The 25,518-nt window shown below is 58.7% G+C and carries 21 protein-coding genes and 1 tRNA gene; 9 read left to right on the forward strand and 13 right to left on the reverse strand.

Annotated features, from left to right (window positions below):
* Nucleotides 1–90: 90 nt before the first annotated feature.
* A complete protein-coding gene (locus tag IG616_RS14795) occupies nucleotides 91–603 on the forward strand; it encodes a MarR family winged helix-turn-helix transcriptional regulator (RefSeq protein WP_246476252.1) in 513 nt (170 codons plus the stop codon).
* Between the two features lie 120 nt (nucleotides 604–723).
* Nucleotides 724–2,124 carry a DUF2865 domain-containing protein gene (locus IG616_RS14800; RefSeq protein WP_192148929.1) on the forward strand — a complete coding sequence of 467 codons (1,401 nt, stop codon included), beginning with the start codon at nucleotides 724–726 and terminating at the stop codon, nucleotides 2,122–2,124.
* Here the strand turns inward: IG616_RS14800 and gltX are convergent.
* The 5 genes from gltX to IG616_RS14825 form a co-directional block, all read right to left on the reverse strand.
* On the reverse strand, nucleotides 2,087–3,448 hold the full coding sequence (gltX, locus tag IG616_RS14805) for a glutamate--tRNA ligase (RefSeq protein ID WP_192148930.1): 1,362 nt from the start codon (nucleotides 3,446–3,448) through the stop codon (nucleotides 2,087–2,089). The genes IG616_RS14800 and gltX overlap by 38 nt on opposite strands.
* A gap of 88 nt (nucleotides 3,449–3,536) precedes the next feature.
* Entirely contained in the window at nucleotides 3,537–4,766 is a 1,230-nt protein-coding gene (locus tag IG616_RS14810) for an MFS transporter (protein WP_192148931.1), read from the reverse strand.
* A 135-nt stretch (nucleotides 4,767–4,901) separates the two neighbouring features.
* Nucleotides 4,902–6,593, reverse strand: coding sequence for an NAD+ synthase (locus IG616_RS14815; protein WP_192148932.1), 1,692 nt, complete (start codon nucleotides 6,591–6,593; stop codon nucleotides 4,902–4,904).
* A 98-nt stretch (nucleotides 6,594–6,691) separates the two neighbouring features.
* Nucleotides 6,692–7,228: a response regulator gene (locus IG616_RS14820; protein ID WP_425504192.1), complete on the reverse strand. Its 537-nt coding sequence runs from the start codon at nucleotides 7,226–7,228 to the stop codon at nucleotides 6,692–6,694.
* A 165-nt stretch (nucleotides 7,229–7,393) separates the two neighbouring features.
* Nucleotides 7,394–8,776, reverse strand: a complete 1,383-nt coding sequence (locus IG616_RS14825) for a class II 3-deoxy-7-phosphoheptulonate synthase (RefSeq protein WP_192148934.1) — start codon at nucleotides 8,774–8,776, stop codon at nucleotides 7,394–7,396.
* 295 nt (nucleotides 8,777–9,071) lie between these two features.
* Between IG616_RS14825 and IG616_RS14830 the strand changes: the two genes are divergently transcribed.
* Nucleotides 9,072–9,800: a VIT1/CCC1 transporter family protein gene (locus IG616_RS14830; RefSeq protein ID WP_192148935.1), complete on the forward strand. Its 729-nt coding sequence runs from the start codon at nucleotides 9,072–9,074 to the stop codon at nucleotides 9,798–9,800.
* A 7-nt stretch (nucleotides 9,801–9,807) separates the two neighbouring features.
* On the opposite strand, the gene IG616_RS14835 is transcribed toward IG616_RS14830, so the two are convergent.
* Complete coding sequence (locus IG616_RS14835; RefSeq protein WP_192148936.1) at nucleotides 9,808–10,398, reverse strand: gamma-glutamylcyclotransferase family protein; 591 nt, start codon at nucleotides 10,396–10,398, stop codon at nucleotides 9,808–9,810.
* 105 nt (nucleotides 10,399–10,503) lie between these two features.
* Between IG616_RS14835 and IG616_RS14840 the strand changes: the two genes are divergently transcribed.
* Together IG616_RS14840 and IG616_RS14845 are read left to right on the forward strand one after the other, a co-directional pair.
* Nucleotides 10,504–12,078 carry a diguanylate cyclase domain-containing protein gene (locus tag IG616_RS14840; RefSeq protein ID WP_192148937.1) on the forward strand — a complete coding sequence of 525 codons (1,575 nt, stop codon included), beginning with the start codon at nucleotides 10,504–10,506 and terminating at the stop codon, nucleotides 12,076–12,078.
* Between the two features lie 282 nt (nucleotides 12,079–12,360).
* On the forward strand, nucleotides 12,361–14,061 hold the full coding sequence (locus IG616_RS14845) for a diguanylate cyclase domain-containing protein (RefSeq protein WP_192148938.1): 1,701 nt from the start codon (nucleotides 12,361–12,363) through the stop codon (nucleotides 14,059–14,061).
* A gap of 115 nt (nucleotides 14,062–14,176) precedes the next feature.
* Here IG616_RS14845 and gor read toward each other — a convergent pair whose 3' ends face one another.
* The 3 genes from gor to rpiA form a co-directional block, all read right to left on the reverse strand.
* Nucleotides 14,177–15,553 (reverse strand): glutathione-disulfide reductase, encoded by a 1,377-nt coding sequence (gene gor / locus IG616_RS14850; RefSeq protein ID WP_192148939.1) that lies wholly within the window; start codon nucleotides 15,551–15,553, stop codon nucleotides 14,177–14,179.
* A 197-nt stretch (nucleotides 15,554–15,750) separates the two neighbouring features.
* On the reverse strand, nucleotides 15,751–16,284 hold the full coding sequence (locus IG616_RS14855) for a DUF2059 domain-containing protein (RefSeq protein ID WP_192148940.1): 534 nt from the start codon (nucleotides 16,282–16,284) through the stop codon (nucleotides 15,751–15,753).
* A 52-nt stretch (nucleotides 16,285–16,336) separates the two neighbouring features.
* Entirely contained in the window at nucleotides 16,337–17,032 is a 696-nt protein-coding gene (gene rpiA / locus IG616_RS14860; RefSeq protein ID WP_192148941.1) for a ribose-5-phosphate isomerase RpiA, read from the reverse strand.
* A 458-nt stretch (nucleotides 17,033–17,490) separates the two neighbouring features.
* Between rpiA and gph the strand changes: the two genes are divergently transcribed.
* From gph to IG616_RS14880, 4 genes are all read left to right on the forward strand, one after another.
* Nucleotides 17,491–18,165, forward strand: coding sequence for a phosphoglycolate phosphatase (gene gph, locus IG616_RS14865; protein WP_192148942.1), 675 nt, complete (start codon nucleotides 17,491–17,493; stop codon nucleotides 18,163–18,165).
* Nucleotides 18,166–18,285: 120 nt separating this feature from the next.
* A tRNA-Val gene (locus tag IG616_RS14870) sits at nucleotides 18,286–18,360 on the forward strand.
* A gap of 254 nt (nucleotides 18,361–18,614) precedes the next feature.
* Entirely contained in the window at nucleotides 18,615–19,298 is a 684-nt protein-coding gene (locus IG616_RS14875) for a TylF/MycF/NovP-related O-methyltransferase (protein ID WP_192148943.1), read from the forward strand.
* A gap of 142 nt (nucleotides 19,299–19,440) precedes the next feature.
* Nucleotides 19,441–21,321 carry a tetratricopeptide repeat protein gene (locus IG616_RS14880; RefSeq protein WP_192148944.1) on the forward strand — a complete coding sequence of 627 codons (1,881 nt, stop codon included), beginning with the start codon at nucleotides 19,441–19,443 and terminating at the stop codon, nucleotides 21,319–21,321.
* An 18-nt stretch (nucleotides 21,322–21,339) separates the two neighbouring features.
* Here IG616_RS14880 and IG616_RS14885 read toward each other — a convergent pair whose 3' ends face one another.
* The 4 genes from IG616_RS14885 to IG616_RS14900 form a co-directional block, all read right to left on the reverse strand.
* Nucleotides 21,340–22,059 (reverse strand): acylneuraminate cytidylyltransferase family protein, encoded by a 720-nt coding sequence (locus tag IG616_RS14885; protein ID WP_192148945.1) that lies wholly within the window; start codon nucleotides 22,057–22,059, stop codon nucleotides 21,340–21,342.
* Nucleotides 22,056–23,798: a B12-binding domain-containing radical SAM protein gene (locus IG616_RS14890; protein ID WP_192148946.1), complete on the reverse strand. Its 1,743-nt coding sequence runs from the start codon at nucleotides 23,796–23,798 to the stop codon at nucleotides 22,056–22,058. Before IG616_RS14890 ends, IG616_RS14885 begins: the two co-directional genes overlap by 4 nt.
* A gap of 243 nt (nucleotides 23,799–24,041) precedes the next feature.
* On the reverse strand, nucleotides 24,042–24,515 hold the full coding sequence (locus IG616_RS14895; RefSeq protein WP_192148947.1) for a KdsC family phosphatase: 474 nt from the start codon (nucleotides 24,513–24,515) through the stop codon (nucleotides 24,042–24,044).
* A gap of 15 nt (nucleotides 24,516–24,530) precedes the next feature.
* Nucleotides 24,531–25,442, reverse strand: a complete 912-nt coding sequence (locus IG616_RS14900) for an N-acetylneuraminate synthase family protein (protein ID WP_246476253.1) — start codon at nucleotides 25,440–25,442, stop codon at nucleotides 24,531–24,533.
* Nucleotides 25,443–25,518 lie beyond the last annotated feature (76 nt).

A 25,518-nucleotide genomic window follows, 5' to 3' on the forward strand; every position in this document is an offset into this window, starting at 1 on the left:
CATAATCCTTCCCTCATCTCCGGGGGCTTTTAGAAGCGCGCCAAACTCCCTAATCTTCGTATCCGTCGATCGCAAACGCAGACAGGGCACATGACCGACCAGAAAAGTGGCATGGACAAGGCAGCGGCACAGCAAGCAGATGAGGCCGAGCGGGATACGTCTCCCGTTCTGGCGCTGGAGAGCTTTCTGCCCTACCGTCTCAACCTTGTTTCGGAGACCGTAAGCCAGGCGTTCGCAAGCCTCTATGAGACCCAGTTCGGGATCGCCCGGCCGGAATGGCGGGTGATTGCCTTGCTGGGCCAATATGGTGAGCTGACCGCTAAGACCATCGGCGAGCGCAGCGCCATGCACAAGACCAAGGTCAGCCGGGCTGTCGCGGCGCTGGAAAAGCGCAAACTGGTGATCCGGACCCCGAACCCGGACGACATGCGCGAGAGCTTCGTGGATCTGGCACCGGACGGACTTGCGATTTATGAGGCCATCGTTCCTCAGGCGCTGGCCTTCACCAAGGCCCTGCAGGACAGCCTGAGCGCGGCTCAGCGTGAGGCACTGGATGACACGCTTGACCGGATCATGGAACGGGTAAAGACGCTGCGGCAGTAAGACTTCTGAACAGATCACGCGTCTATTAACTGCGTTTAATGGCTTTTATTGCTATTTTTAATCATCCTGCCATTTATGAGGCTCGACAGGCACCTAACCACGTAAGGTGGACAGGATTTGATGAGCAACAGGCACTCCCAACCGGACCGGCGCCAAGGCATGCGGCTGGTTCTTGCTATGCTGGCCGTTTGCGCTGGCAGCGCAACGGCTGTGGCCGCGCCTGACTGCTCCAGCCTCAAGGCAGAACTCGGACGGCTCGAGGGCAGTTCCGGGTCCGGCGGCAAGTGGGAGAGCGCCCGCCAGCAGCAGCAGCGCGCGCTGACCGCAGCCGAACGCGATGCCGGCTATTTCCAATGCGGCACGGCAGCTGCCTCGCCAAAATGCGGACCGCTGGTCAAGACCATCGGCAAGATGCAGGCAAACCTGCGTGCTATTGACCGTCAGATCAAGAAGTCCGGCGGGGGCACACGCAATGCCCGCAGAATTCAACAGATCCGCTCTGCGCTTGCTTCATCAAGCTGCCGCTCGGCCACCCACGAAGCCAGCAATCCCGGAACGGGCAACAAGGGCCTGTTTGCTCTGGCGGGAAGCGGGTCGTCCGGTAGCACCGTTTCAGTCGACACCCAAAACTCCTACCGCACCTTGCCGAACGGACTGGTTGTCAACGTGCCACATGCGGGTCTGGCCGCAAAAAACAGCTCCAAAGATTTGCAACTGACGGCAGCGGACCCGCGAACATCCATCAGCCGCAAATCGTCGTCCGCCACTTATGATGGCCAGAGCGGGAACATGTCCCGCCGGGTGGCAATTCCCTCAGGCGGCACGTTCCGGACTTTATGCGTGCGCACCTGCGACGGCTTCTTCTTCCCGGTCAGCTTTTCGACCGGGAAGGGTCAGTTCTCCGATGACGCAGCCCGCTGCGGAGAAATCTGCCCGGCTGCAGAGACCGAGCTTTTCGTTCATCGCAACCCCGGCGGATTGCAGGAAGAGATGATCTCACTGGCCGGTGTGCCCTACACCGATCTGACCAACGCCTACCGCTACCGGACTCAGATCGTCGAGGGATGCAGCTGCCGCGGCCCAGCGCGCGCCGGGGCGGATAGCTCTCCCCTGAAGACCATTGCGGGACAGGCAACCGCGGATGCAGGCAGTCTTTCGGTCAGTGCCCTGCGTCTTGATCCGGCATCCCCCAACAGGATCGCCCCGGAGCCGAGCACGCCCATCACGCCAGATCAGGTGCCCTCAGGAGCCGACCCGGACACGCGAATGAACCTGGCGCTTGGCTTCAGTCCTGTCAGCATCCAGATCACACCGGCAACGCGGGCTCAGGCGGCAACCGCCGACACAGGCGCCCTGCCCGTTCTGGGCCGCAAGGCAAAGGCAGAACCTGCCGCAGAGCCAATCTCAGAAGAAGCCGCTCAGGCGGCACCGCAGGCAGGGGAAAGCACGACAGCCGCCCCTGCGCCGCAGGCACCAGCCGCCGTCAGGGTAGTCGGGCCTGAATATTTTGTCGCCCAATAAGCGGCAGCATGTCCTTCATGTCCGGACCGTGTTCCATGCCGGTCAAAGCCTTGCGCAGGGGCATGAAGAGGCCCTTGCCCTTTCGGCCCGTCTCCGCCTTCAGCCGGCTGGTCCACTCGCCCCAGGTTTCCGTCGTGATGTCCCCTTCCGGAAGAAGCTTCACTGCTGCGGCCAGGAATTCCCGGTCCTCCTCGGCAACGGCTGATGAAACCGGACCATGGATAACCTGCCAATAGGTCCTGGCATCGGACACCTTGCTGCAATTGCCGCGCACCGTCAGCCAAAAAGGCTCCGCAACATTCACCCCCATGCTGAACAGACGTTCCTGAACCTGGCTGAAGGGCATCTCGTGAACGAGCTTGGCGTTCAGACCGTTCAGGTCTTCCGGATCGAACTTGGCCGAGGAACGGGAAATGCTGGCGAGGTCAAACCGCGTGCCCAGTTCCGTCATCGTCGGAACGGCTTCAACTGCCTGACTGCTCCCGGTCAGAACGGCAAGAGAGGCAACAGCCATCGGTTCGTAGCCGCTGTCCCGGAGAGATCCGATGGACAACGCGCCCTTGCGCTTGGACAGGCCTTCCCCGTCCCGGGTGGTCAGAAGGTTGTGGTGTGCGAAGACCGGCGGCTCGGCGCCCAGCGCCTTGAAGATCGAAATCTGCACGCCTGTGTTGGCAACATGATCCTCGCCCCGGATGACATGGGTGACGCCCATGTCGATATCGTCCACAATGGACGGCAAGGTGTAGAGATAGGTGCCGTCCTCGCGGATCAGAACCGGATCCGACAGGGAGGCCAGATCAATGGTCTGGCTACCGCGGCACATATCCGTCCAGCTCACATCCGTGCGCCGGGTGGTGAAAGGGTCGCCATCATGATTCGGCAGCAGGAAACGCCAGTGCGGCTTGCGCCCCTCGCCTTCGAAACGCGCCTTTTCCTCATCCGTCAGCTTCAGAGCCGCGCGGTCATAAACCGGCGGACGGCCCAGAGCCCGGGCACGGGACCGGCGCCGCTCCAGTTCGTCAGCGGTCTCGTAGCAGGGATACAGCAGGCCCGCCTTGCGCAGGACGTCCGCCGCCTCGTCGTACAAGGCGAACCGTTCAGATTGCTTGTCAATCCGGTGCGGATGCACACCCAGCCAGGCCAGATCGTGCTCAATGGCCTTGGCATATTCCTCCTTGGACCTTTCAAGATCCGTATCATCAAAGCGGAGGATGAAAGTGCCGCCGGTCTTCAGGGCGAAAAGCCAGTTGAACAGGGCGGGACGAATGTTGCCGATATGGATAAAGCCGGTCGGCGAGGGAGCAAAGCGAACTGTTACTGTCATGCTGGAGAGGTAGCCGCCCGCACAAAGCTCCGCAAGAGGGATTTTTAAGGCAGATGCCGTTCCGGCAGCACTTTTTCAGGCCGCCGTTTCAGGCGGCCTCCAGATCCTTCAGACCGCGCCGGGCCAGCGCCCGTGCAGCGACGGTCAGAACCAGCGAGAGCACTGCGCAATAAGCGGAAATTCCGATGAGCTGAAGATCGAAGGGAATCCCGGCATCGATCAGGAAGCCGATCAGCCCGGGACCCGCCGCCGAAGCAAACACCATCAGGGCGAAAGCCAGGGCGCGGATCGCCCCGATGTGACGCGTTCCATAGATCTCGGGCCACAGGGCGCCGGCGAAGGTCGAGGTGAACCCATTGCTGATGCCCAGCAGCCCCATGAACAGGAACGCGGCAACGGGCGCATGGACAAGCCCCAGGACAAGCGATGCCAGACCCAGCGGCAGCAGGGTAAAGGGCAGCAGCCGGCGGGCGGAGATCCGGTCGATCAGGGGGCCGAGAATCAGCGAGGCAACGACCGCCATGAAGGCCATTACCGCAAAGGTGCTGGCGAACATTTCCCGCGACCATCCGCGCAACTCGACCAGATAGACCTGATTGAACATGACCGCCGTGCCGAAACAGGGCGGCGCGAGAATTCCGGCGGCAATTGCCCAGAACACAGGATCCCGCAGCACTTCCTTGCGGGTCCAGTCCCGTTGCCGGATCTCCTGTGAGGCGGCTTCCGCAGCCGTGGGAATGCGCGGGCGCGACAGGAGCGTGACAATGACCGGCAAGGCGAAGAACAGCATCATGGCCGCCGCGGCCCACCACCCGGCCCGCCAGCCATAAATGCCGGTAAAGGTGACGAAGGCTAAGGGCATTGAGGCTTCAGCTGCGGGGAAGCCGAGCGAGGCAATGGACACGGCCCGCCCGCGCTGGGCGGAATACCACCTGCCCATTGCCGTGAAGGAAATGTGGCTCATCATCCCCTGCCCGCTCAGGCGCAGACCGAAAATGACCAGCGCCAGCATGGGAACGCTGTGAACACTGGCCATAGAGGCACACAGCGCGATCAGGCAGAGCATCACCACAAGGGCAACCCGGTGAAGCGGATAGGCATCGACAGAGCGCCCGACCCACGGCAGCACCGCGGCACTGCCCAGCGTCGCGGCCATATAGATCAATCCCATATCGCCATGACTGAGCCCCAGTTCCTGGCGCAAGTCCCCCATGGACATGGAGATGAAAAAGGTCTGGCCGAAACAGGAGAAGGCCGTGAGCAGGAAGCCTGCACCCAGCCAGCAGGCGTTCGTGCTCAGAAACGAAAAATAGGACACGGTGCCCCTCAAAGACTTGGCCCGCCCCCTTGAGTGCAGGCACCGGAACGACCCGGAACCGGTCCGGATCGTCAGCGAAACGGATTCAAGAGAAGCCGGACGCCTTCAGACTTGCCAGCCCGCGCCGGGTCGCGTTCAGGACCGGTCGCGGAAGCGGTTGGTGATTGGATACCGCCGGTCCCGGCCGAAGTTGCGTTCGGTGATCTTGACCCCGGGAGGGGCCTGGCGGCGCTTGTATTCGGCAATATAAAGCAGGTGTTCGATCCGGTGGATCAGCGCACGGTCATGACCGCGCTTTTCGATGTCGCTGACCGCCATCTCGTGTTCGACCAGGCAGGACAGGATGTCATCCAGCACGTCATAGGGCGGCAGGCTGTCCTGATCGGTCTGGTTCTCGCGCAGCTCGGCGGTCGGAACCTTGGTGATGATATTGTCCGGAATGACCTCTCCCTCCGGCCCGAGCATGCCGGAAGGCCGGTTGGCATTGCGCCAGCGGGCCATGTGGAAGACCTGGGTCTTGTAGAGATCCTTGACCGGATTGTAGCCGCCGTTCATGTCGCCATAGAGCGTGGCGTATCCAACCGACATTTCCGACTTGTTGCCCGTGGTCACGACCATGGAGCCGAACTTGTTGGAAATCGCCATCAGGATCACCCCGCGGGCGCGGGACTGAAGGTTCTCTTCCGTCGTATCCTGCTCGCAGCCGGTGAAGAGCGGCGCCAGAACGCGTCCGAAACCTTCCACCGGCTCGGCAATCGGCACGGTGTCGTAACGGATGCCAAGCGCCTGGGCACAGTCCGCAGCGTCCTTGATGCTCTCCTTCGATGTGTAGCGGTAAGGCAGCATGATCGCATGCACCTTGTCAGCACCAAGCGCATCGACAGCCATCGCTGCGCAAATGGCAGAGTCGATGCCGCCGGACAGTCCCAGAACCACACCGGGGAAGCCATTCTTGCGCACATAGTCGCCAAGGCCCATGACGCAGGCGCGCCAGTTGGCTTCATCCAATCCGGGAAGCGGTGCAACAGTGCCGTTCTCGCAACGCCAGCTGCCGTCCTCTTGCCGGACCCAGTCGCTGAAGCCGAGAGCCGTTTCAAACTGCGGCAGCTGAAACGCCAGCGACCGGTCGGCCTGAAGCGCGAAGGAGCCGCCATCGAAGACCAGTTCGTCCTGACCACCCAGCTGGTTGCAATAGATCAGCGGCAAACCGCTCTCGACCACACGTGCCACGACCACCTGAAGGCGCTCTTCGGCCCGGTGCCCCCAATAGGGCGAGCCGTTCGGCACCAGAAGCATTTCGGCTCCGGTTTCAGCGAGGCACTCGCAGACTTCGTCGTTCCAGATGTCCTCACAGACCGGCACACCGATGCGCACACCGCGGAAGTCCACCGGCCCCGGCAGCGGCCCGGCCTTGAACACACGCTTCTCATCGAAGACGCCGTAATTCGGCAGATCATATTTGTACCGGAGCGTTTGCACCTTGCCGCCGTCCAGCAGCGCGACCGCATTGTGAAGCTTGTCGCCATCCAGCCAGGGCGTGCCGACCAGCATCGCCGGGCCACCGTCCGCTGTCTCCGCTGCCAGCTCCTCGATGGCCTGCATGCAGCGGCGCACGAAAGCGCGCTTCAGAACCAGATCCTCGGTCGGATAGCCTGCAACGATCAGCTCGGAATAGAGCACCAGATCGGCATGTCCCGCAGCAGCTTCCACGCGGGCTGCACGGATCAGGGCAAGGTTGCCAGCCACATCGCCCACGGTCGGGTTGAGCTGGGCAACGGCAAGACGGAATCGGCCATCAACCGGCCGCAAGGAGGGAGAAGTCGTCATGTGCGTGATGTACTCCGGGAGGGAGCTGCATGCAATCGCCGGGTGCATGCAAGGCTTTGCTTTCCGGCCCGTGTTCCAAGCTGGCCGGAAACTGCCGGTCAGAGAAGAGCCAAGGACACAATATCGGGCTTGACGGGCGGCGCAAGCCTCGTTCCTTCGCGCGCGTTAACTGAGACAGCGTCTTGCCTGGTCTGCCACCCGGCCTGCCGGAAAAGCCCTTTGGTGCGGCCATGAAGGGCCTGATTGTCCAGCACGCTTCCGATACGCTTGTAGAGCACCGCCGGAGCAACCGGCTTGGCCACGAACCCGTGGATACCAAGCCGCATGGCCTCCAGAATGATCGTCTTGCGGGAATGGGCGCTGATAACGAGCACCGGGGTCGTGCTGATGTGGGTGTCCTTGTCGCGCCGCAGGATCTTTATGAATTCTGCCCCGCTGACAGGTGCCATTGCCCAGTCGCAAAGGACGAAGTCGGGCGTCCGGTCGATGACTGCTTCCAGACCATCGGCCCCATCGCTGGCCTCATGGATCTGCCGCACACCAAAGCCCGCTAAAATTGATCTAATAATAGAGCGCATGTGCAGGTTGTCTTCGATTAAAAGAAATGACACCTGCGACAGGTCCCAACGCCGCACGCGAAAAACTCCCTTAAAATGAATACCGCAATGTATGCACCATGCTGGTAAAAGGACCCTTAGCAAATTTATCGATAATACGTGTTTCATCAGATGAAACTGAAAAGGGCGCCCGAAAGCGCCCTTTTGCCAATTCAGCAGGAAAGCTCCTGAGAACCTGTTTGATCAGCCGATAGCGGCCATTGCTGCCGGCCGCTGCTCATCACGTTCACGCTTGAGGTTCTCGGCGATAAGGAAGGCCAGTTCCAGAGCCTGATCCGCATTCAGGCGCGGGTCGCAATGGGTGTGGTACCGGTCGCCGAGCTGGTCTGCGGTCAGCGCATGAGCGCCGCCGGTGCACTCGGTCACGTTCCGGCCGGTCATTTCCACATGGACGCCGCCAGCATGAGTGCCCTCGGCGCGGTGAACCGCGAAGAAGGATTCCACTTCCTTCAGGATGCGCTCGAACGGACGGGTCTTGTACCCGCCAGCGGTGACCGTGTTGCCATGCATCGGGTCACACGACCAGACAACCGTACGGCCTTCCCGCTCGACGGCCCGGATCAGCTGCGGCAGATGATCGAAGACCTTGTCCGCACCAAAGCGGCAGATCAGCGTCAGGCGTCCTGCTTCGTTTTCCGGGTTCAGCTTGTCGATCAGTTCCAGCAACCCGTCCGGAGACAGGGACGGGCCGCACTTCAGGCCGATCGGGTTCTTGATGCCGCGGAAATATTCCACATGGGCGTGATCGGGCTGACGGGTCCGGTCGCCGATCCACAGCATGTGGCCGGAGGTGGCGTACCAGTCGCCGGTGGTGCTGTCGACGCGGGTGAAGGCTTCTTCGTAGCCAAGCAGCAGGGCTTCGTGGCTGGTGAAGAAATCCGTCGAACGGAACTGCGGGACGCTGGAGGAATCAACGCCGCAAGCACGCATGAAAGCCAGCGCTTCGGTGATCCGGTCCGCCAGAACCTTGTAGCGGTGGCCCTGCGGGCTGTCGGAAATGAAGCCGAGCATCCACTGATGAACCTGATCAAGGTTCGCAAAGCCGCCCTGTGCGAAAGCGCGCAGCAAGTTCAGCGAAGCGGCCGATTGGCGGTAGGCCATGGCCATCCGGTTCGGGTCCGGAATACGGCTTTCGGGCGTGAAGGCGATGTCGTTGATGATGTCGCCACGATAGCTCGGCAGCTCGACGCCGTTCTGGGTCTCCGTTCCCGAAGAGCGCGGCTTGGCGAACTGACCGGCGATACGGCCCACCTTCACTACCGGCTTGGCACCGGCAAAGGTCAGAACGACAGCCATCTGCAGGAAGGCGCGGAAGAAGTCGCGGATGTGGTCAGCGTGGTGCTCGGCGAAACTTTCTGCACAGTCACCGCCCTGAAGCAGGAAGGCCTTGCCCGCAGCAACATCGGCAAGCTGGCGCTTCAGCGCACGCGCTTCACCGGCAAAAACCAGCGGCGGATAGGTCGAAAGACGCTTTTCGACGTCCGTCAGAGCCTCTTTGTCTGGATAATCCGGCACCTGCAAGACCGGCATCGATCTCCAGCTATCCGGTGTCCACTTTTCCGCCATCAGTCCTACTCCTGCCTGGATCAGCGGGCCTGCAACCGGGCCTGCCGATCGCTCAAAAGCTGATCAAATTCATAGTGTTAGAGCACTCGCGCGCATTACTGCCAGCGCGGGAGCCCCAAAGGAGCCGGGGTTTCCCCTACTGTTCATTCAACAGCTCCCGGGTCACACTCATTTCCAACCGCCGCCCGTAAAAAGGCAAAACGTCCGGCCTTATATACGTATCTTTGGCCGGAGACCACACCCGCAGGCGCTGATTTCCAGCAAAGCCGCGCGTGAACCGGAAAAAGATGGCCCCATGGAACTGGAACACAGCCACACCCCGCAGGACATTGCAACACGCCTGCAGGACGGCCCTTCGATCAGCTACCTCCGCGACTGGGTCTATGGCGGGATTGACGGCGCCGTGACCACCTTTGCCATCGTCGCCGGATCCCTCGGCGCGCAATTACCCGCGTCCGTGGTTTTGATCCTGGGCCTTGCCAACCTGCTTGCCGACGGCTTTTCCATGGCGGCGGCCAATTTCACCGGAACCAAGACGGAAATCGAAGACTTCCGGCGGTTGCGCCAGATCGAGGAAAAACACATCCGCCTTGCCCCTGAGGGCGAGCGTGAGGAGATCCGGCAAATCTTCCGTACCAAAGGCTTTGAGGGCTCGGAACTGGAGACCCTGACCACCATCATCACCTCACGCAACAGCACCTGGATCGAGACCATGATGCAGGGCGAATATGGCCTGGCAAGCGTTCAAAGATCACCGCTCAAGGCCGCTGCAAGCACTTTTGCCGCCTTTGCCCTGTGCGGCAGCCTGCCCTTGCTGCCCTTCGCATTCGCCCTGCCCTCCAGTAACCTGATCGCGGTGCTGCTGACAGCCTTGGCCTTCTTCAGCATCGGTTCGGCCAAAGCCCGCTGGTCAACCCAGGGCTGGCTCCGCTCCGGGCTGGAGACCACCCTCATTGGCATGACGGCGGCAGCGATTGCCTGGGCCGTTGGTGCCGGGCTCCACGCAGCCTTCGGGACACTTTGACCGCGTGTCAGACGGGAATGGTGCGGATGTTCAAAGGGGCAAGATACTGGTCGACCAGCTCGATCACCTCAGGAGCTGCCTGAACCGCCCGGGGATAGATGGGCGCTGCCCGGTCCGCCAGAACAGGCGCATGCCAGCCTCTTGTGGTTTCGATGAAATGGCGGATGCCCTCCTCGCCCCAGAAATCGTAGAAACCGAGAAGCACGCAATCAATATAGCTTTGCAGGATCGGGTTGCTGCCGGACCCCCAATCCCGGTTCCCGGGCTTCGACTGGAACAGGAACATATCCTCCGGTCCAGGTTGCTCTTCCTGCTCGCACCGGAACTGCCCGCCGATCGCGGGCACTTTGTCGTACCGCTTTTCCCGCGCCTCAAGCGCCGGCAGCCTGTCTTCCGGCTCACGGACCAGAACGCCGCGGATCGTGACACCCGGCTTGGGGGCAACCGAAAGCGCGCAAATGCCGCGTCCGGAATCAGTCAGGCCAACGACGCGCCACTCGCGTATCCAGCCCTCAAGCCGTCCCGCCCGGACCGAGGCGCCCTCTCCCAGCGTTCTGGTGTTCACAAGTGATCCATAGCCAAAATAGGTAATGCTCATGAGTTCCACGCACCTCGCACGCCCTGTGAATTGTGCAGATAACTGACCTGGATATGGCCGGAATCCGAATTTGATCTTAACGTTTTACCCTTACGGCTTAGCCCCATGGCACAATTGGCAAGCCAGCTCAGGAAGCCGCCAGACCACAACGACAATGGCGTTCTAATGACGACAAACTTCGAAAACGGATGGCCGGAAACGAACGGCCCGGCCGCCAGCGGCCGCATTACGGCACATGTTTACTGGCTCACAGTCCTGCTGATCGTCATTGCTGCGGCCTCTCTCGCCGTTGTGGGCTATCTCGCCTCCCGTTCCGCGGACCGCCAAGCCCTGAAGCACGAAGCCTATGTATTCGACAATGCGCTGCGTGACCACCAGCTGCTGACGGCCCGTGACCAGCTTACCGTTGCCCACTGGGACGATGCGGTGGAACATATCGTCAAAGGCGTGGAACCCGATTTCATCAAAAACGAATTCCTGAATGCCCTGTGGAATGACTTCGGCATCCACCGCAGTTTTCTGATCGGCCCAGGGGACGAGCTGCTGGCAAGCACCCGCGAACATCAAGCTGATTTCACACGGCGCGTTCTGGCTGAGGACGATCCGGTCCGCGCATTGGCCGACAAGCTGCGCAAGCGGATCGCGGAAGGTCTTCCAGAGTTTCCGGCGGCGGCTGCCGCGGGAGCGGAGCTCGACAGCACGCTCAAGCTGGATGAGGTGGCCGATTTCGCTTTCGCCCGGATTGAGGGCCAGCCGATGCTTTTGAGCGCGGTGCAAATCCTTCCGGAGGAACGCCGCATTGATCTGAACAAATGGCCGGTCGTTATTCTGGTTGCCGCGAAGGCCATCGATCAAACCTTCCTCCAGCAGCTGACTGCTCCCCTGGACTTGATGGATATCGCGTTTCTGGATGGTCAGGCGCCTGAAGGCAAAAAGGCCCGGCGGGAACTGATGGACCATCATGGGGATGTGGTCGGCACCTTCACCTGGCATCCGGAGCGCCCGGGCTTGCAGATCTGGAAGCTGATCCTGCCGGTCGCAATCGGCCTGTGTCTTCTCCTGTCAGCCGCAGCCTTGCTCATTTCCCGCAAGATTGTCCGGTTGACCCGGTCTCTGGAACGCAGTGAGGCCATCAATCACTTCAACGCCCGCCACGACCCGCTGACGGGCTGCCGCAACCGTCTCGCATTCAGCGAAATTCTGGAAGCAGCCTGTTCCGGCCTGCCCGGAACACCCTTCGCGCTGATCGCGTGTGACCTCGACAACTTCAAGTCAATCAACGACACCAGCGGCCACGCGGCAGGCGACGAGGTTCTCAAGACCATCGCCCGCCGGCTGCGGCAAATCGTCGAACCTGCCGGATATGTTGGACGTATCGGAGGAGACGAATTTCTGATTGTCGTCTCGCTGGGTGATGGTTCTCATGAACTTGAGCAGATTGCCGAACAGATCCTTGCAGAAGCCCATGTCCCGGTTGAGCTGGAAACAGGTGAAAGCTTCAAGGCCGGGATGTCACTCGGCATTGCGAGGGCGCCAGACTGCGGACACCATGGAACGGATCTGCTGCGCGCCGCCGACGTAGCCCTTTACAAGGCCAAGCAAACAGGCAGAAACCGGGCCTGCTTCGCTGATCATCTGCCGGTAAAGCCCTCCCTCAAACAGTCTCTAATCAGCGGATAAGGGGGAAAAGCGGTCACTCTCAGCCTATAATACGGGGTCGCAGAAGCGCCACCAAGAGGCAATCAAGGAGAGTGACCTCAAACAAAATACCCGTTTTTTCAAAATTGCGCACGTTTTTTAGAGCGTGTCAGGGCAGTTTGGAGCCAGCGGCGGGATTATCGGAACGCGATCTGATACTTCTGCCAAGTGACCGTTTTTCGCGGCCACTCGCGACGTAAAATTAACCCCGCCAGCCTATTCTGGCGGGGGATAGTGAAGACACGAATTTTCAGGAACTTCCTTTTGCGCACCGGAGACGCCCGACGGAAACAAAAGCAGGACAGCGGCGCCTCCCGGACTCATATTCCGCGCCTCGCGTTCTTGCTCGCAAGCCTTCTGATTGCCGTCACGTCCGCTTCCCTGGTTTTTGTCGGTTACGTGGCCTCCAAAGCCTCCTTTACCCAGGCGATCCAGAGCGAGCACAGACTGTTCGCAAACACGCTCAGCGACCGGACAAAAATGGTGGCCCGCGAAGCGCTGCCGGTTGCCCGGTCGGATGAGTCCGTGGCCAATATCGTTCTCAGCTTCAACACCGACTACGTCCGGGACCAGCTTGGCAAGCTGTGGTCAAGACACGGGCACAACAGAAGTTTCCTGGTCTCCAGCACCAACAAGATCATGGCCGAATCCTTCGAGGGATACACGCATTTCGGAGAGCATCCCCTAAGCGACCTGCCCTCTCTCATGCCGCTGATGAATGCCGCGAGAAATCTCTTCGAGCAGAACCGTGTCCGGGTCCCTGGCGGCTACAGCCACAGGGATATTCGTGATCTGGACCTGTCTAAATATGCCTCCATTGGCCTCGTCATTCTCGACCATAAGCCAGCCATTGTCGGCGCTTTGCCCCTAATGCCGGATCTGGAGAGGGTGCAATTGCCGGATGAGAATGCGGTCTTTCTGCTGACGGTCCGTTTTCTCGACGCGGCCTTCATCCAGAACTTGAACGCACAGCTTGACTTCAAGGGGCTGTCTTTCCTTCCCGGCGCGGAGATGCCGGAGTGGGGTCCAAACCTTTTCCTCAAAGGAATGGACGGCACGCCCCTTGGATCTTTCGTCTGGCAGAGCGAGGCCCAAAGCAACAGCATCTGGCCAACAGTCATCCCTGTGATCCTGATGCTGGGAGCAACCCTGGCGGCACTCGCTCTTCTGATCGCCTGGCGGATCGGACGGCTGACGAATTCCCTTCACGCCAGCGAAAAACAGAACCGCTATCTGGCCCTGCACGACACTCTGACAGGTCTTCCCAACCGGCTCTACTTCAACCGGCTTATGGCAGCGTCCCTCAAGGCGCTCCCGGGCAAGCCCTTCGCAATCCTTCACTGCGACCTCGACCACTTCAAAGCGGTCAACGACACCTATGGCCACGCAGCCGGTGACCTCGTGATCCGCGAGGTTGCGCACAGAATGAAAGACATTCTCGGCCGGGCCGGAATTGTCTCGCGGGTCGGCGGGGACGAATTCATCGTTCTCGTCCGCAAGACCGTAATGCGCGCCAAGCTGGAAGCCCTGGCCGGGGCACTCATTCAGGCCACCGGCCTGAAGATCCGGATCTCGGAAGAGACGTCCGTGCAGGTCGGCCTGAGCGTGGGCATTGCCATTGCAAGGTTCCACGGCCAGGATATGGAGGCGCTCCTCGCGGAAGCCGACAAGGCGCTTTACACGTCGAAGGAAGCCGGCCGCGGACTGCTTACCTTCTCCGAACCCGCTAAAGGGGACGAGTTGCGAGGGGAAGACCTGGCAACGGAAGTGCTCCGGCGCGCGGCAGGCAAGGCCCCTGCGCAAACGGACCGGCCCAAGGCGCCCAAGCCCCTCAACGCCGAGCTGGAGACCGAGAGCGAGACAGATGGCGCACCCTCTTCTGAGACCGGCAAGTCCGGGACTGATGAGCCGGGCGTTGGCAAGTCAGGCGTTGGCAAGCCCTCAGCAAGCCGGAAGGCCGCCTGACACCTGATCAAAGTAGCTCTTCAAACTGAAGCGGCCTCTGACAGGTGCTGCCAGAGGCCGTGATTGGCGTACAAGCCCCAGATGCCGATCTGGGGATGTGACCTGGGGACTGCGATCAGGCGCGGATGCGGCGGCTCGGCTCGCGCATGGTCACCAGCTCTTCCGCCGCCGTCGGATGAACCGCGATGGTGCGGTCAAAGTCGGCCTTGGTCGCGCCCATCTGCAAGGTTATGCCCAGGATCTGAGCCAGTTCGCCTGCATCCGGCCCCATGACGTGCACACCAAGAACCTTGTCCGTGTCGGCATTTACGATGATCTTCATCATCATCCGCTCATCCCGGCCGGCCAGAGTGTTCTTCATTGGCCGGAAGCGGGTCGAATAAATGTCGAGATTGGGGGAGACCTCCAGCGCCTGCTCTTCTGTAAGTCCAACCGTGCCAAGCTCCGGCTGTGAGAAGACGGCGGTCGCGATCAGGCTGTGATCCACGGTCCAGGGCTTGCCGCCAAAGGTGCTGTCAGCGAAGGCATGGCCCTCACGGATGGCAACCGGCGTCAGGGCTGCCCGGCCAGTAACGTCACCAACCGCATAGATGGAAGGAACAGAAGAGCGGGATTCGGCATCAACAATGATCTCGCCATTTGCCCGCATCTCCACACCGGCCTTGTCGAGGCCCAGACCCTTGGTATGCGCATCACGGCCAATCGCGTACATGACCTGATCCACCACCAGGGTGCGGCCCTGCTCGCTCGTTACCTCAAGCTTGCCGTCATCCCGCTTGACGATCGCTGTCACCACATCTTCTGTGATGAGATTGATCCCCTTCTTGACGATCTCTTCCTGAACAGCCGAACGAAGCTCGTTGTCGAACCCGCGCAAGATCGTGTCCCGGCGGTACATCAGATGGGTTTCAGCGCCCATGCCATTGAAGATGCCCGCAAACTCGACCGCGATATAGCCGCCGCCGAGCACCAGGACACTGCCGGGAAGCTCTTCCAGCTGAAAGGCCTCGTTCGAGGTGATGGCGTGCTCATGACCCGGGATTGCCGTGTCCACGTTCGGAGAGGCGCCAACCGCAATCAGGATCGTCCTGGCAGTGATCGTCTGGCGGGTCGATAGCAGGCGGACGGTATGCGCGTCCTCGACCACAGCGCGGGTATCGAAGGTTTCCACATTGTGGCGCTCAAGGTTGGTGCGGTAGATGCCTTCGAGGCGCTCGATCTCCTTATCCTTGGCTGCCATCAGGGTCTGCCAGGAAAAGGTCCGCTCGCCAACGCTCCAGCCAAAGCCTTCCGCATCCTCGAACGCCTCAGAAAACTGGGAGGCATAGACAAACAGCTTCTTGGGAACACAGCCACGGATGACACAGGTCCCGCCATAGCGGTACTCCTCTGCAATTGCGACCTTGGCGCCGTGAGAGGCTGCTATGCGGGCTGCCCGCACGCCGCCGGACCCTGCACCGATCACAAACAGGTCGTAATCAAACTCGCTCATCCTATTCCCTTCCAATCCCCGGGCCTGCCGCTGGCCGCCTGCCACTCTGCCTGGCGGCAAAAAAGCTCTCCGCGGCCATGCCACAACTGTCTTCTGGGCCGTTTGTGGGTCTGCCCAGACAAAAAAACAAGGCCGCAAAGCGGCCTTGTCCTTCATTCTCAGTCACGAGCCGGTGAATTTCCCGGCAGCTCTGTCACTTACTGCTTCGGAGCTTCGGCAGCTGCTGCGGCAGCGCGCTTGTCCAGTTCTTCACGGACCATTGCGACCAGCTCGCTGGAGATCTGATCCTGCCACTGACGGGCAGCACCAATGGCCAGAGCCGTGATGGTCGGCCCGTTGTCGGTCAGCTTGGAACCGAGCGGAGAGTTATAGAATTCGACCAGCTGCTTCAGCTCGTCCTCGGTGAAACGGCGGGCCCAGATTTCATAGATGGTCTTGTTCAGCTCCGCACGTTTGGCGGCCAGCTTCAGGGCAACCTCAGAGGTGACATCAACAATTTCCTGGGTCCGGGCCGGATCAGACTGCACGAACAGCGTACGGGTCTGCTCAGCCAGCAGCGGCAGAATATCGTCAAAGGAGCTCAGGGCCTTGGTCGCGGTCACGACTTCCTTCGCAGCCGCCAGATGGCTTTCGGTGAACTCTCCATCCTGCGCATAGACCGGGGCGGCAGCCAGAGCAAACATCACGGCGCCAAAGGCTGCAGAGGCGGAAAAAACGGACTTAATTTTCATATTCGAACTCCAATAAGGCCAGGCGGGCCGCCCTGCCAAAAATCTCAAGAACTCAACGTGCAGGCTCGACCGTCGTCACGCCCTGTTTGCCAGCCACATAGGCTTTTGCTGCCAGACCGAGGAACAGACCATGCTCCACGACACCCGGGATCGCAACCAGGTCGTTCGCCAGCCGGGATGCATCCGCAATCCGGCCGAGATGAGCGTCGAGGATGTAATGTCCGCCATCTGTGACAAAAGGATGGTCAGAGCCGCCCCGAAGAACAAGTTTTCCCTGCAATCCATTGCGGGCGAAGCAGGCTTCCACAGCCTTGATCGTCGCACCAAGGCCGAACGGATTGACTTCGATCGGGAGCGGAAACGCGCCGAGCGTATCAACCAGCTTGGACTCGTCTGCGATCACGATCATGCTCTTGGAGGCTGCTGCGACGATCTTCTCGCGAAGGAGCGCTCCGCCGCCGCCCTTGACCAGGGTCAGGGCAGGATCAATCTCATCAGCGCCGTCAATGGTCAGGTCCAGCTCGGGAAGCTCTTCCAGGGTCGCCAGCTTGATGCCTTCGGCTTCCGCCAGCTCACGGGTGCGCTCAGAGGTCGGGACCCCGACCACATCCAGTCCGGCCCGGACGCGTGCGCCCAGGGCGCGGACGAAATGCTCAGCTGTTGAACCGGTTCCGATCCCCAGCTTCATTCCCGGTTTCACGTCTTCTGCGGCGCGTTCCGCCGCAAGCCGCTTAAAGTCGTCGCTCATCGCGCCTCGTCTTTCCTCAGCCCTGCCTGCCTCAGCCCTGACCGGTCCAACTAACCCGGCGCCTGGCACCAGGCTCCCCGGCAAAACGGCCACTCTGCCGGGTATTCCACCGGCACATCATTGCGTTGATCCGGCCCTACGGACCAGAGCCGCTGATTAGCACGGCTTGGAGGTTCAGGCCAAGACCCGCGCGCGACAAATACCCCGGGACCACTCTGCGGAAATATTGGTTTGCCGGGGACCTGAGTTCAGGCGGTTTCCAACGTGACAAGCACCGTAGTGCCGTTTGGTCAGCCCCCTTAACGTGCTTGTTAAACTGACCAGACAAAGAGCACCGGTACAGGCCTGCTGCCGGCCATATCCGCCTGACCAGCAGAAGGTCTGCCCCTCTGCATCTTGCCTGCGGGGTCTGCCGCAGCTAGGATTCCCGCACCACTTTCCAAGCGCAGGAATCCCCAATGTCCGTACTGGTTTTCGATCTCGACGGCACGCTCGTGTCATCGATGGACGATCTGACTGCGACCCTGAACGCCGTGCTGACCCGGGCGGGCTACAGGGCCATCGCACCCGAATCCGTCCGCACCATGGTCGGACACGGCGCCAAGGTGCTGCTGCAACGCGGGCTCAACGCCAATGGCGTCACCTGGACGGAAGAGAGCCTGGCGCCGCTCTATGATGACTTTCTGGATTATTACGAAGCCAATATCGCGGTTCACACCCGCCCCTTCCCAGGTGTGATCGACGCTCTGGAAACCTTCCGCTCCGAAGGCTGGAAGCTGGCCGTCTGCACCAACAAGGTGGAGCGCCTGACCCTCCCTCTCATGGACGCCCTCGATCTGACGCGGCATTTCGATGCGATTGTCGGCGGAGACACCTTCGCCAGGCCCAAGCCGGATGCCGCACCCGTTCTCGGCGCCATTGCCCGCGCCGGCGGCAGCGCCGGAGGTTCCATCATGGTCGGCGATTCCGTGACCGACATTGACGCTGCCAGAGCCGCCGGTATTCCGGTCGTCGCCGTCGATTTCGGCTACACGCCCGTGCCTGTGACGGAACTTGGCCCGGACATCGTCATCTCCCATTTCGAGGAGCTTCCCGGCGCGGTCTCCCGGCTCCGCAAGCCGCAGCCTGTGTGAGGGCACTCTTCTCCGGCGGGGTTATCCACGCCCCACCGGTTTTGACCATGAGGGCCTTGCATAACCCCGGCCAATCCAGTACATGACCGCAACCAGCCGGACGGACCACCGTCGAGGCGCGGGCGATTAGCTCAGCGGGAGAGCACTCCCTTCACACGGGAGGGGTCACTGGTTCAATCCCAGTATCGCCCACCATTTCTTCAGAAAAAAATAAGCAAAGGCGGCATTTGCGACCGGTTTTAGCTGTGATCAGCGGCAAGCCCGTGCAAGCCCCCGCCTCTTCGGCCTCCGCGCCCGAGACAATAGCTATTTTTGATTGGCCGCAGTTTATTCAGAAAAGCGTTCTCCACTAGAAAACTAGTAAAACACCGATACAATTCATTGATCTAACCAATCAGAAAATGAATATTTCAATTATCGAACGTAAAACTACTCTCATGGAGGGAATTATGACGAGTGAGGCCACTTTACGCGGGCTAAAAAAAGAAGCGGCATGGGACTATGAAAACGGATTTTACTGGTTTTCATCCAAGACACGCCTCAATAAAATGCTCGCTCACTATGAACTCTACAAATCAATCGTCGAGATTCCGGGACATATCTTCGAATTGGGCGTTTACAAAGGAGCTTCCCTGGTACGCTTGGCGACATTCAGGGATGCGCTGGAAAATGACTATTCCAGGAAACTGGTTGGTTTTGATGCATTTGGAGAGTTTCCGACAGAGGGACTTAATCTCGAAGACGATTTGAATTTTGTTGAAAATTTTGAACGTACCGGCGGCCCTGGTCTTAAGGAAAACGAAGTTACGTCAATTTTAGAAACTAAAGGATTTGAGAATTTTGAACTAATTAAAGGGAACGTTTTTGTTACATTGCCGGAGTATCTAAAAAAACACCCGGAGACTCGAATCGCCTTTTTGCACTTAGACATGGATGTCAAAGAGCCGACAGATTTTGCTCTTGAGCTACTATATGATCGAGTTGTTCCAGGAGGCCTGGTAGTTTTCGATGACTACAACTCAGTTGCCGGAGAAACCATTTCTGCTGACGAATTCTCGAAGAAGCGCAACTTGAGAATTGAAAAGTTGCCTTTCTATAGCGTTCCCTCCTTTATTCGAAAGCCCTCGTGCTGATTAACTCTCGCAGTTAGTTCGGGCACGCAGAAATCTGCGTAAACCTTTCTCTCATCGCTGACCGCTTGCTATCTCAACGGCCGAGGCCTGCTAAAGTCGTGCCTGATGATTCTGAAGGTGATAGCCGAGGACGTTCAAGACGATGGCGCCGAAGACCCCAACCGCCCCCCTGTTGGAGAAGATGCACAAGGCGCTTGCCCTGCAGAAGGCCGGCGAGTTCGCCAAGGCCCAGAAGATCTACAAGCTGGTTCTGAAGAAACTGCCCGGCAATGCCGACGCCAATCACCTTCTCGGCGTCAGTTACCGTCAGCTTGGCGACCCTGAGACCGCGATCAAATACATCGAGAAAGCCATCAAGCTGTCTCCGAACCAGGGCGTCTTCTATTCCAACCTCGCCCGTGCCCATAGCGACATCCCCGCCTCCGGCCCGCAGGTCATCCTGGAGAACGCCGAAAAGGCCCTGTCACTCAGCCCGAACATTGTCGAAGCCTACAATCTGAAGGCCATCGCCCTCACCAAGCTGGAGCGCCAGGACGAGGCCGAAGAGATTTTCAAACTCCTGATCTCCAAGGTGCCGAGCTATGCGGATGCCAACAGCAATTACGGCCTGCTCCTGCGCGATCAGAAGCGGTATGAAGAAGCCGTCAGGTTCTTCGACAACGCTGTGAAGCTCGAACCTGGTAATCCGGAAAACTACATTCAGCGGGCAAGGGCGAGACTTAAAGCAGAGACATACGAGATAAGCAAAACAGAGCTGCCTCAAGCCCTGGAGCTTTTCAAAGACAACTCAGATCTTCAACACGAAATGGCGCGGCTTCTTTATAAAACAGGGGACCCCAAAGGCGCACTTCCTTTCGCAAAAGCAGCGGTGAAGGACGGCCCGGAGGATCCGCACCGGCTTACCACTCTTGGGGTCACGCATCAGTCACTCGGCAATTTCGGAGAAGCACTGAAGCATTTCCTAAAAGCTAGTGAACTAATTGGAAGCGTTGACCCAGCCGTCGAGTGGAACATGTCGCTGGCCTATCTTGGCCTAGGTGATCTGGAAAATGGCTGGCGCCTCCACCCGGCAAGGCTCCGGAAGGGGATCGACTCCACACTCAAACGGAAATTCCTGAAGCCCGAATGGGATGGCTCCGACTTGACCGGAAAGACCATCATGGTCTGGAACGATCAAGGTATTGGGGATGCTTTCCGTTTCGGCAGCATCATTCATGACCTCATCAAGGCTGCCGGAAATGTCATTATCGAAGTATCTCAAAAGCTTATCCCTCCTTTCCAGCGCACCTTTCCAGACGCAACCGTCCGGCTCGCGACATTCGAAAGCCTTACGCTGAACGCCACCTGTCATGACTATGATTATCAGTTCAGCATGGGCGACTTGGGGATGTTCTACCGAAGGTCGTATGCAGACTTTGAAACCGCCCGCCAGCCAGGTTTCGTCTTCGACAAGAGGAAGGCACGTGCATTCCACGAACGTATTCCAGAGGCGAGAGACAAGCCAATCGTCGGGCTTGCCTGGCGTTCCCGCAATCTTGCTCCTTCCAGAGCGCGTTTCTACCTGTCAGTTCCCGAACTGGCACCGCTGCTGGAGACACCTGAAGTCACTTTCATCAACCTGCAATACGCCCGTATCGACCGGGAAGTCGCGTTCTTGCGCGATGGACGGGGTTACAATTTCATTGATTTCGAGGATCTGGATCTGATGAACGATCTAGAGGCGGCCGCTGCACTTACCGCCTGTTGTGATCTGGTCATTGGCGCCAATACCAGCCCTGCAGAGCTGGCCGGATGCTACGGCATCCCATGCTGGCGGTTCGGGCCACCGGAAACTCAGTTGCTCCTCGGTCAGGCCTCGCCCCCCTGGTATCCGAAGACGGAGTATTTTACCCTCAGCGCGGATCAACCGGCCATGTCAATTATTCCGTTTCTGCATGAAAAGCTCAGAAACTGGATTTCAGCCGGTTTTTCTCCCAATGAGCGCCTCGGCCGGCTTGGTTTGCTGGAAAGTGAACAGGAGTGACGCCTAAAAGAAGGCAGATCAGCAGCCTGGCTTCACGATGCCTCTGTCGATCAAATATTCAGCGAACTGAAAGTCTTCCTTCGCATCGATATCAACCACCCGAATATCCGGCGCAATCCGGTAGCCACGGCTTTTCGGTGACATCATCTGCGCGTTCAGTTCATCGACATGATCTGCATTGGCAACCATTGCCCATGCAGAAAACTGGTAGCATTCAGGATAGTCCTGACGCCGATAATACTGGTTCACATCGTATTCAACGAAAGTGCTGATCCGGTTTTCCCCATCCAGAGTTGCGCAAAGATACGGATGCAGAGTTGGTTGCTTCATGCCAATGATGCTGTCGCAATCGGTCTCGGCATGATAAAAGTCGAGAATGTCCTTCAGATTCTCCGGCGTACGGAAGGGATATGTCGGGTAGAGCACAAGAACTGCTTTTACTGGCTTTCCAGCCGACTTGAGGTGCCTGACGAAATCCGCCACCACCTCCTGCATAGTCGTAGTCGCCTTTCCCAACCTATCTGGACGGCGATACGTTTTTGCCCCGGCCTCCGCAGCAATACGCAAATACTCGTCACTGTCGCTGTTGAGATAGGTCTCCTCAACGAGGTCACTTGCCATTGCCGGCAGCAGACTATGCAGGATCAGAGGTTTCCCGTTGAGAAGACGGATGTTTTTGTTCGGCAGACCAACACTGCCAGCCCGCGCGGGCACCATCGCATAAATTCCGCGTGTCATTCGTAATCCAGAACCTGATCCAGCTTTCGCGCATCCAGAAGGGCGCGGACCTCAACAAATTGATCGTCGGGAATTGCACTGTAGTTTAGCGGTCTACCATCATTGTTTGTTATCATTTTGGTCGCATCGTTCAGCTCAAGAACATATTTACGGAAGTTCTCATCTACTACAGGCTGCCTTGTGTCCGGATAAAATCTGAGTCCAAAAACGCGTTCAAGATCTTCAATCACCTTTGGATGCTGGAACATTTCCGTCCCGGGATAAGCCGTCGCAGTAAAGACCGATGTGTTTATCGAAGCAAATGCGGTGTCGTATTCGCTCGTTCCGGGCATCAGACCGCTGGTAACCAATTCCTGCTGCCACTTTATGAATGCAATGCTTGTCTTAAGGTCGTCCAGAGTTTCACCGGGATACCCCATGATCCAGGTGCAGTTTCCATGTATACCAGCCCCAAGCGTATTGCGGATACCTTCGGTCATGGCCCGGGGGAATTCGAAGCCGTTCAGCTTCTCCATACCGCTCGTCAGCATGAAGCCGCCCTTTCCCATGTCCTCAAGCACTTTCGCCGAGGCGGATTCGGCACCGAAACCGATGTAGATGCAGCCAGCGCGTGCCATCTCATCCACACGCAGGACATCGGCCTTCACGTATCCTCCGGACTTGCGGTCTGGACGCAGATCAGCTGCTTCGTCAAGACGGCCATGAGCTCCCCAGCGCAGCTCGCCAGATCTGGCCAGAGGCTCCAACAGGTCAGCAAGCTCCGTGATACGCTTTGGACTGACCATGAAATTGTCGTCCATCAAGCCGATGAAATCGACGCCAAGACGGTCTTTGTATTCCAGGAACTCAGCGGCCAGATTGTCCGCGCTGCGAACACCATAGTTCCGTTCACCCTGCGCCCCGCGAAAGCAGAACTTGCATGCAAAAGGGCAGCCCCGGCTTGATATGGTCGAAATACTGCGCTTCATCTGGAAGCTGGTGGCGGAGCTGTTCTTCGCCGCCCCGCCCCACACAGGCGCAGAAAGATAACTTTCTAGAACTGGGAAGCCGTCTACGTCCTCCTTCAACAGATCGTAAGCCGGAAATGGAAGGGAATCGAGATCAGGAGTTCTGCCGCCGTGATAGAAGAAACGTGGACGGCCAGCCCGAAAGTCACGGTAGAATGGAGTTAGACGTCCGCTTTTGTAGGCTTTATCAAATCCGTGATCGCGTAAAGCCTGGGCGTCCAGGGCGATTTTCAGAACGATGTCATCGCCTTCGCTGTGGCTGACAGCATCAAGCTCCGGAATCCAATTAAACAAATCCTCACGGAACTGTGTGGCCAGACCGCCACCGCTGACAAGCAAAGCGTCAGGGTCCAACTCTCTAATTACCTTGGCAATCTCAGTTTGCCACGAGAGGGTTGTAATCAGACCGGACAAACCAATAACGTGCTGACTGCCGGCCTTGGCCAAGCTTCGCTCGATCAGAGCACGAGCCTCCTGAAAAGTAAGGCACCTGCCAAACGCAAGCCCTTTACGCGAGGCTTCTTCATCCAAAACACGATAGATATTCAGATCGATAATTGCCGGTTCCGCACCATATTCACGTAACCGTGCAGCCAACAGGGCCGGCCCAACTGGTGGATTATTGGGTTTTGCCTGCTCCCGAATAGGCATGTTGATGAAGGTAACCTTCACCCCTTTCAGAGTGCTGGACTTGAAATTTTGAAGAAACGTCTTTGGAAGAACTAAGTTCATACCATGTTCCCGTCATACTTACGCTTCAGATCCAAACCAGACCCCTTCAAAATTGAAGCCAAAATCTTATTGGAACCCGCCACTAAACTGATCGAATACAGACATCTATGGACCAGCATCATTCGGAAAACATATACGCGCTTAAACGAAGCTCACAAGTGCGATTTACACCAAGAAACGGTTAAGCCGGTGGCTCAGATTTTGGCCCTTCCGCCATCGCAGGGAATGGTTTCCAGAACCTGATTACACATGTAACCCTTTACCGATCAGATAATCGCACAGTTCGCGGATCGCGCCCTTGCCGCCCTTTTCCGTCAGAATGAGATCGGCATGGGCCTTTGCGTCCTTGTGTGCATCGGCGGGAACGGCACCCAGGCCACAAGCCTTGAGACAGTCGATGTCGTTGATATCATCGCCGATATAGACGATCTCTTCCCATTGGAGCTGCGCTTCCCGGCGCCAGTCATCCAGAGCAGGAAGCTTGTCCAGGACGTGGTGCATGACCTCCATACGAAGCTTGCGGGCACGGGAGCGGACAACCGGGTTTGCCTCACGGGACAAGATCAGAAGGTGTAGCCCCCTCTCCCGCAGCAGCTCGATCCCCATCCCATCGCGCCTTGAGCAGCTGACGGATTCACGCCCCTCTTCATCGACGAGAACCGTATTGTCGGTATGAACACCGTCAAAATCGGTCACAAGGGCACGGATCTGTGTCATGTCTGAGAAACTGCCTCACATCATCCTGTTCAGCGGCTTGACCAATCCCGGCAATTCGGCGTCTTCCCGCTGCCGCTCCAACTCGCGCCACTTCAGTTTATGGCGCTGAGGAACCTCGACATCAAGGATCTGCGTCTCCTTGAAACGCAAGGCTGCCTGCACGGTTCTAAGATCCTCGCAGAGACGGCGCATCTCGTCAGGCTCAAGGCTGGCGGAATGGTCCGTCCCCTTCCAGGTCTTGTCGAGCGTGAAATGCCGTTCGATGTAGCGGAAGGGAGCCGCCCCTTCATAATGGCTTTCGCATTGCAGCCCCAAAGCCGCAGCGGCCATATCAATCGCCGTTCCAAGATGATGCCCGGAAAAGCCTGTCGCCCCAAGCTGCCGGCCATAAAGACGCTGCAGCCTGTCGATCTCCAGAAGGCAAACGTCCTTTGCAGCAACCGGATAGCCTGAGGTGCAAGCGTATAAGACGAGATCACGGGACCGCCCGGCCTCTTCATAGAAATCAATCAGTTTCTCAAGTTCCCGGGTGGTCGTCATGCCGGCCGAAACATGGATCTCACCTTCGAAGAAACGGCAGAGATAATCCTGAACCTGGAAATTCTGATTGGTCGCTGAGGGAATCTTGATCAAGGCCGGCTGCAGGGACGTGATTTCCCGCGCCGAAGTCAGATCCCAGACAGAAGTGGAGTATTCTACACCAAAGTCCCGGCAAATGGACTGCAGTTCGCGGTGCTGCTCCAGGTCGAACTCAAGAAACTCGCGGTGTGCACCATAGGTCGAACCATACGCATTGGCAGGAACCGGATGAGGCGTGTTGTACTCTTTTTCAGACAGCAGCTCGCGATTGCAGCGCTTCTGGAACTTTACCACATCCACTCCGCAGTCTTGCGAAGCGATCTGGATCATCTTCCGAGCGATGGCCATGTCGCCTTTATGATTGCAGCCGATCTCAGCGACTACCTTAATTTGAGCCAATGTCTTCATCTTTCATGATGAGTTC

The organism is Roseibium litorale, assembly GCF_014842915.1.
Lineage (GTDB): Bacteria > Pseudomonadota > Alphaproteobacteria > Rhizobiales > Stappiaceae > Roseibium > Roseibium litorale.